This window comes from Methylobacterium sp. FW306-05-D (assembly GCF_058782155.1).
The window spans coordinates 1-7,833 of record NZ_JBYSXL010000121.1; the positions used below are offsets into that span (position 1 = coordinate 1).

The window sequence follows — 7,833 nt, forward strand, 5'->3', positions numbered from 1 at the left end:
ATCCCCGACACCGCCTCCGGGCCAGCGGCCCGGCCCTGGAAGGGTCCGGGCTTCGGCGAGTTCGTCGGCATCGTCGCGCTGATGATGGCGGTGACGGCCATCTCCATCGACAACCTGCTGCCGGCCTTCCCGGCGATCCAGGCCCGGTTCGGCGTGGCCGATGCCAACAGCCTGCAGCTCCTGGTCTACGTCTACATGATCGGCTTCGGCACCGCGCAGATCGTCTACGGGCCGCTCTCGGACACCTACGGGCGCCGCTCCGTGCTGCTGGCGGGGCTGGCGATCTACGTCGTCGGCACCGGCCTCGCCATGGTGGCGCCGTCCTTCGGCTGGCTGCTCGCGGCGCGGATCATCCAGGGCATCGGCGCGGCCAGCGGGCGCGTCCTGTCGACGGCGATCGTGCGCGACCGCTTCGCCGGGCGCGAGATGGCGAGCGTGATGTCGCTCATCATGATGGTCTTCCTCATCGTGCCGATGATCGCGCCGGCCATCGGCGGCGCGATGCTGCTGCTCGGCTCCTGGGTCTACGTCTTCGTCTCGATGCTGGCGCTGGCCGGCCTCCTGGTGGTCTGGTTCGCCTGGCGGATGCCCGAGACGCTGCATCCCGAGTACCGGCGCCCCTTCTCCCTCGGGGCGGTCGCCCAGGCGGTGGGCATCACCTTCCGCAACCGGGTGGCTGTGGGCTACGCCACCGCCCTCGGCCTGCTCACCGGCTGCATCATGGGCTATGTCGGCTCGGCCCAGCAGGTCTTCGACACGGGGCTCTACCACCTCGGCGCCCTGTTCCCCCTGGCCTTCGGGCTCGTCGCCGGCGCCATGGGGGCCGCCACCCTGGTCAATGCCCGCCTCGTCCGGCGCCTCGGCATGCGGCCCCTCTCCCATGCGGGCCTGAGCCTGTTCGTGGTGGTCGCGGTGGGGCAGGTCGTGGTCGGGCTCGCCTATCACGGCCATCCGCCGCTGGCCCTGTTCCTCTCGATCCTGGCCGCCAACCAGTTCCTGATCAGCTTCGCCATGCCGAACTTCAACGCCCTGGCCCTGCAGCCCCTCGGCGAGATCGCCGGCACGGCCTCGTCCTTCCTGGGCTTCTACACCACGATCCTCGGCGCGTTCTGCGGCTTCCTGATCGGGCACGCCTTCGACGGCTCGGTGCTGCCCATCGGCATCGGCTACGCGCTCCTCGGCGGCCTCGCCCTCGCGGTGGTGGCCTGGACCGAGCGCGGCCGCCTGTTCCGCGGCGGCGTCTCCGGTTGAGGGCGCGGCGGCCTTAACGCCGTCTTCAGCCGGTCCCGACAAAGCTCGGCATTCCAGGATGCCAGACGGAGCTCGCGACGTGACCGGCCGTGCCCAAGACGGATTGCTCTTCCTCGCCCGGCTGCTGCTCGCCGCCGCGCTGCTGCCCACCGGCATCGCCCGGGCCCTCAACGTCTCGGGCTTCGCCGTGACCCTCGCGGCCACCGGCCTGCCGTCGCCGAACGCCGTCGCCACCGCGGCGGTGATCGTCCAGGTCTTCGGGCCGGTCGCCCTCATCCTGGGCGTGCTGCCCCGCATCAGCGGCCTGGCGCTCGCCGCCTTCGCGGGCGTGATGGCGGTGCTGCTCCACCCGTTCTGGCAGTTCGCCGGACCGAGCGCGGTGGCCGAGCGCACCCTGCTCCTGGCCGATTTCGGCCTGGCGGGCGGCTTCCTCATCTACGCCATGACGGGTCCGGGCCGCTGGAGCTGGCAGGGCTGGCGCCAGGGCGCCCGTACCGCGGCGAGCCCCGCCAAGGCTCCGGCCAAGTCGAATGCCGCCGCGCGCGGCGCGCAGAAGCCCAAGCGTGCGCCCGGGCGCGCCCCGGCCCGGGCCGCTGCCTGAGATCCGAGACGCCGTCTGAGGTCCAAGACCCGGCCTGGTTCAAGACGTGGCCTATTCCAGGACACCGCCGCGTCCTACGGCATCGCGTTGCGCGGGGCGGCGGCGACGAGCCGGTGCCCCGAGACCTCGGCGCCGGCCTCCGGGCTGAGCCGCCGGAACGGGAAGAACGACATCACCGAGATCAGCGCCACCGCCAGGAAGGCGGGGGCGAAATCCTGCGCCGCGATCTCGGTGCGGCCGTGCAGGGCGGCGGCCCCCTCCAGGGCCAGCGCCCCGAGGGAGACCCCGAGGCTGAGCGAGAGCTGCTGGGCCACGCTGGCGAGGCTCGTCGCGGCACTCATCTCGCGGTTTTCCAGCTCGGCATACGCGATGGCGTTGACGCAGGTGAATTGCAGCGAGCGCACGCAGCCGCCGATCAGCAGCACGAAGATGATGACCGCGTGCGGAGTCTCGGCGGTGAAGAGCCCGTTCACCGCCAGGAAGGCGGAGGCGACCAGCGCGTTGACCAGCATCACCCGGCGGAAGCCGTAGGCCCGCAGGATGCGCGGACCGATGATCTTGATCAGGAGCGCGCCGGCCGCCGCCGCGAAGGTGATCAGCCCTGACCGGAGCGGATCGAGGCCGAAGCCGATCTGCAGCATCAGCGGCAGCAGGAAGGGGATCGCGCCTGTGCCGATCCGGAACAGGCTGCCGCCGGTCACCGCCGCCCGGAAGGTCGGATACCGCAGCAGGTCGAGGCGAATGACCGGGTTGGCCATGCCGCGCGAGTGCCGGAAGTACAGGATCAGGAACACGCAGCCGGCGCCGAGGCAGATCCCGGACAGCCCGTCCGGCAGGAGTTGCCGGCCGGTGGAGGCGAGGCCGAGCATCAGCGTGGCGAGTCCCAGTCCGGAGAGCAGGAAGCCGAGGACGTCGAGGGGCGGGCGCTCGGCCTCGCGGACGTTCTCGAAGTAGATCGTCGAGAGCACGATGCCGGCGATGCCGATCGGGATGTTGATGAAGAAGATCCAGCGCCAGTCGAAATAGGTGGTGATGAAGCCGCCCAGCGGCGGACCGCAGATCGGTCCGATCAGGGCCGGGATCGTCAGATAGGCCAGCGCGCTGACGAGTTCGCTCTTGGGCACGCTGCGCAGGATCACGAGGCGCCCCACCGGCACCATCATGGCGCCCCCGAGCCCCTGGAAGAACCGGGCCGCGACGAAGCCGGCGAGCGAGTTCGAGGCCGCGCAGGCCAGCGAGCCGACCATGAACACCCCGAGGGCGACCCGGAACACCGTGCGGGCCCCGAACCGGTCGGCCATCCAGCCGCTGATCGGGATGAAGATCGCGAGGCTGACGAGGTAGGCGGTCAGCGCGAGCTTCAGGGCGATCGGATCCTCGTTCAGGCTCCGGGCGATGGCCGGGAGCGCGGTGGCGATCACGGTGGAATCGGTGTTCTCCATGAACAGCGCGGTGGCGACGACGAGGGGGACGATCTGGGACGTGCGCATCGGCGAGACATAGGTCCGGTCAAGCCGCCCGAATGCATCCGGGCGTTGATAAAGTGAAACGCGGCCCGTGTGCGCCCGGTGACGAAACGCACGGGATGAAACCGGCATGCCGCACGTGCACGGCCCGGCGCTCCGGGCGGCGTGGCCCTGCGGCCACATCGGACCAGCAACGGACCGGGACCGACGGCGCGCGCCTTTCCACAATGTTGCTGGAGCCGCTAAGCTCGGCGTCATGATCGGACGCCGCTCGACTCCGCTTCGGAGCCGTGCCGGGCGGCCCCTACCACGGCTCCAAGAAAGTCACCGATGCTTCCGAGGTTCGAACATCGACGCAGGCTGGCCGGCTTCGTCTCCTGCCTGGCGCTGGCGGCTGCCGTCGCCGGCTGCGGCACCGTCGTCCTGACAGAATCGGGCGCGCTGACCCGCTACGACCGCCTCGCGGCCAGCGACGAGACGGCCAGCTCCTCGCGGATCTTCGTCGATCCGGCGGTCCTGGCGGCCACCCGGACCGTGCGGATCGTGCCCACGACCTTCTCCGAGGTCGTGGCTCCGGGCCTGACGCCGGCCGAGCGCAAGCTCGTCGCCAACGCGGCCGACCGGGCGCTCTGCTACGAGCTCTCCCTGCGCTACGACGTGGTCACCGGCCGGAAGGCCGATCTCACCGTTCGCTCGGCGGTGACCCGGATCGACCTGACCAACGTGCCGGCGGCCGGCGCCACCGTGGCGACCTCGGCGGGCATCACCATCGCGTCCCAGCTCGGTGCCGGCTTCGCGACGGCGGTGGGCCGCGTCCCGATCCCCCGCATCCCGATCGGGCTCGGCAGCCTGACGGTGGAGGCCGAGGCCCTCGACGGCCGCAACGTGCAGCGGGCGGCCATGGTCTGGGGCGGAGCGAGCAACGCCTTCACCAACCAGGCCCGGTTCTCCCCGGCCAGCGACGCCTACGACCTCGCCGGCGAGTTCGGCCAGGATTTCGGCTTCTACCTCGCCACCGGCCAGGACCCGTTCAAGGCGCCGCTGACGCTGCCGACCTACGACCGCGTCCGCATCACCACCCTGGGCGAAGCGCCCCTCGACCCGGACTGCGAGGCCTTCGGCCGCGCCCCCGGCCTCGACGGCATCCTCGGCGACTACGTCGGCGCGCCGCCGGAATGGACCGACAAGGGACCGGCCGAGGGCCTGCCGGGCGCGCCGCGAGGCGTGCGCTAGGCGCAACCCCCACCGGAGAACGGCGCCGGGAGCGCATTTTCCTGTCCGAGGCGATCACCGGCGCCTTTGCGCCGGTTCCCCGCGCATGATACTGGCCCGTGCCAACCCAGTGACGTCGGAGCGCCCGCGAGGGCCCGGCGCAACACCCGTTCCGGAGTTGGTTCATGGCCCGCATCACCGCTGATTCCATCATCGAGGGCCTGACCTTCGACGATGTCCTGCTGCGCCCCGCAGCCTCTTCGGTGATGCCCACCGACGTGAAGATCGCGAGCCGGCTCACCCGCTCGATCCACCTCAACCTGCCGATCCTGGCCTCGGCCATGGACACCGTCACCGAGGCGCCGATGGCGATCGCCATGGCGCAGAACGGCGGCATGGGCGTCATCCACCGCAACCTCGAGCCGGCCGAGCAGTCCGAGCAGGTCCGCCTCGTCAAGAAGTACGAGTCGGGCATGGTGCTCAACCCCATCACCATCCACCCGGACGAGACCCTGGCGGACGCGTTCTCGCTGATGAAGCAGAACCGCATCTCCGGCATCCCGGTGGTGGAGCGCGGCCCCAACGGCTCCCGCGGCAAGCTCGTCGGCATCCTCACCAACCGCGACGTGCGCTTCGCCACGAACTCGTCCGAGACCGTCGCCGACCTGATGACCCGCGACCGGCTCATCACCGTGCGCGAGGGCGTGAGCCAGGACGAGGCCAAGCGCCTGCTGCACCAGTTCCGCATCGAGAAGCTGCTCGTCGTCGACGATCATTACCGCTGTATCGGCCTGATCACGGTCAAGGACATCGAGAAGCAGGTCGCCTATCCGGGCGCGGTCAAGGACGAGCAGGGCCGCCTGCGGGTCGCCGCCGCCACGACCACCGGCGACAGCGGCTTCGAGCGGGCCGAGCGCCTGATCGACGCGGGCTGCGACGTCATCGTGGTCGACACCGCCCACGGCCACTCGATCAAGGTGCTCGACGCCGTGCGCCGGGTGAAGCAGCTCTCGAACACCGTGCAGATCGTCGCCGGCAACGTCGCCACCCGCGACGGCGCCCAGGCCCTGATCGATGCCGGCGCCGACGCCATCAAGGTCGGCATCGGCCCGGGCTCGATCTGCACCACCCGCATCGTCGCCGGCGTCGGCGTGCCCCAGCTCACCGCCCTGATGGAGGCCGTCGAGGCCGCGCAGAGCGCCGACGTGCCGGTGATCGCCGACGGCGGCATCAAGTATTCGGGCGACCTTGCCAAGGCGATCGCGGCCGGCGCCTCCGTCGCCATGCTGGGCTCGCTCCTCGCCGGCACCGACGAGGCCCCCGGCGAGGTGTTCCTGCACCAGGGCCGCTCCTACAAGAGCTACCGCGGCATGGGCTCGGTGGGCGCCATGGCCCGCGGCTCCGCCGACCGCTACTTCCAGGCCGAGGTCAGCGACACCCACAAGCTGGTACCCGAGGGCATCGAGGGACAGGTGCCCTACAAGGGCCCGGTGGCGGCGGTGCTGCACCAGCTCGCCGGCGGCCTGCGCGCCGCCATGGGCTATGTCGGCGCCCCGACGATCCCGGACTTCCAGGAGAAGGCGCAATTCATCCGCATCACCAATGCGGGCCTGCGCGAGAGCCACGTCCACGACGTGACCATCACCCGCGAGAGCCCGAACTACCCCGGCCGCGCCTGATGCGCGCTGCCCCAGCCCGTGCCGGAGGTCGGGCCGGGCGCCGGGCGCGGGCCTCGCCTGGCGAAGGAACCGCCGTGACCGTCCAAGCCATCCTGGCCCCCGTCTTCGCCCAGGTCTTCCTCACCTTCGCGCTGCTGTTCTGGACCGGGCGCACGCGCCAATCCGCGCTGCGCGGGGGCGCCGCGACGGGCCGCGCGCTGTCACTCGGCCAGCGCGACTGGCCGGCCCCGGCCCAGCAGGCCGCCAACACCTTCTCGAACCAGTTCGAGATCCCGGTCCTGTTCTACGTCCTCGTCGGCTTCGCCCTGGCGACGCGCAAGGCCGACCTGCTCTTCGTCGTCCTGGCCTGGGTCTTCGTGGCGACGCGGTTCGTCCACGCCGGAATCTACCTCACGACCAATCACGTCCCGTCCCGGTTCCGGGCCTATACCGCCGGGACGCTGGTGCTGCTGGCGATGTGGATCGTCTTCGCGGCCCGGATTTTCTGGGCGCCGATCGGCGCCTGACCCGCTACGAAGAGGCGGGTTCGCGGGGATCGGGGCCCGACGAGGCCGCGATCCACCAACGACGAGAGGGATGAGACCATGCGCGTGCTCGTTGTCGGCGCCGGCGCCACCGGCGGATACTTTGGGGCACGCCTCGCCGAGGCCGGCCGCGACGTCACCTTCCTGGTCCGTCCGGCCCGGGCCGAGACGCTCGCCCGCGACGGCCTCCGGGTCGTGAGTCCCGCCGGCGACCTGCACATCCCGGCGCCCCGGACGGTGACCGCCGCGGACCTCGCCGCCGGCCAGGGTGGCGCCTTCGACCTCGTACTGTTCTCGTGCAAGGCCTACGATCTCGACAGCGCCATCGCCGACGTCCGGCCGGCGGTCAGACCCGGCACCGCGATCCTGCCCGTGCTCAACGGAATGCGCCACCTCGACGCGTTCGACGTGGTATACGGCGCGGACCGGGTGCTCGGCGGCGCCTGCGCGATCGTCGCGACCCTCGGCCCCGCGGGCGAGATCCGCCAGATGAACCCGCTCCACACCCTCACCTACGGCGAGCGGGCCGGCGGCCGGTCCGCCCGGGTCGAGGCCATCGAAGCCCTGATGCGGGGCGCGAACTTCCAGCCCCGCCTCAGCGAGAGCATGGTCCTGGAAATGTGGGAGAAGTGGAGTTTCCTGGCGACACTCGCCGGCTCCACATGCCTGATGCGCGCCACCATCGGCGACATCGTCGCCGCCCCGGGCGGACTCGCCTTCATCGAGGCGCTGATGGAGGAATGCCGTTCCATCGCCGAGGCCGCCGGCTACGCACCGCGGCCGACCGCGATGGACAACACCCGCAAGACCCTGACCGCCGAAGGCTCGGCCTTCACCGCCTCGATGCTGCGCGACATCGAGGGAGGCGCCCGCATCGAGGCCGACCACATCATCGGCGATCTGATCGCGCGGGCCCCCGCCGCGGCCGGGCACCCGATGCTCGACCGCGTCTACACCCATCTCAAGGCCTACGAGAACCGCCGCACCCGCGAGGCGGCGGCCGCGAAACCTCAGTAGCGAGGTCCAGGCGGCGGCGCGCCGTATTCGAGCTGCGTCTTGGCATCGGGTCGGCGCGGGGGCGGTGCCGACAGGTCGGGGGC

At 71.3% G+C, this 7,833-nt stretch carries 7 protein-coding genes; 6 read left to right on the forward strand and 1 reads right to left on the reverse strand.

What is annotated here, in order from left to right; translation table 11 throughout:
* Together AC3WLN_RS22930 and AC3WLN_RS22935 are read left to right on the forward strand one after the other, a co-directional pair.
* Complete coding sequence (locus tag AC3WLN_RS22930; RefSeq protein WP_492485143.1) at window positions 1–1,251, forward strand: multidrug effflux MFS transporter; 1,251 nt, start codon at window positions 1–3, stop codon at window positions 1,249–1,251.
* 79 nt (window positions 1,252–1,330) lie between these two features.
* A complete protein-coding gene (locus tag AC3WLN_RS22935; protein ID WP_492485145.1) occupies window positions 1,331–1,852 on the forward strand; it encodes a DoxX family protein in 522 nt (173 codons plus the stop codon).
* 74 nt (window positions 1,853–1,926) lie between these two features.
* Here the strand turns inward: AC3WLN_RS22935 and AC3WLN_RS22940 are convergent, their stop codons facing one another.
* Window positions 1,927–3,342, reverse strand: a complete 1,416-nt coding sequence (locus AC3WLN_RS22940; protein ID WP_492485147.1) for a DHA2 family efflux MFS transporter permease subunit — start codon at window positions 3,340–3,342, stop codon at window positions 1,927–1,929.
* Between the two features lie 306 nt (window positions 3,343–3,648).
* Between AC3WLN_RS22940 and AC3WLN_RS22945 the strand changes: the two genes are divergently transcribed.
* The 4 genes from AC3WLN_RS22945 to panE all read left to right on the forward strand — a co-directional run bounded on the left by AC3WLN_RS22945 (window position 3,649) and on the right by panE (window position 7,750).
* Window positions 3,649–4,551: a DUF3313 domain-containing protein gene (locus AC3WLN_RS22945; RefSeq protein WP_492485149.1), complete on the forward strand. Its 903-nt coding sequence runs from the start codon at window positions 3,649–3,651 to the stop codon at window positions 4,549–4,551.
* A 164-nt stretch (window positions 4,552–4,715) separates the two neighbouring features.
* Window positions 4,716–6,209: an IMP dehydrogenase gene (guaB, locus tag AC3WLN_RS22950; RefSeq protein ID WP_492485151.1), complete on the forward strand. Its 1,494-nt coding sequence runs from the start codon at window positions 4,716–4,718 to the stop codon at window positions 6,207–6,209.
* A 74-nt stretch (window positions 6,210–6,283) separates the two neighbouring features.
* A complete protein-coding gene (locus tag AC3WLN_RS22955; protein ID WP_492485153.1) occupies window positions 6,284–6,715 on the forward strand; it encodes an MAPEG family protein in 432 nt (143 codons plus the stop codon).
* Between the two features lie 78 nt (window positions 6,716–6,793).
* Complete coding sequence (panE, locus tag AC3WLN_RS22960) at window positions 6,794–7,750, forward strand: 2-dehydropantoate 2-reductase (RefSeq protein ID WP_492485155.1); 957 nt, start codon at window positions 6,794–6,796, stop codon at window positions 7,748–7,750.
* Window positions 7,751–7,833: the final 83 nt, after the last annotated feature.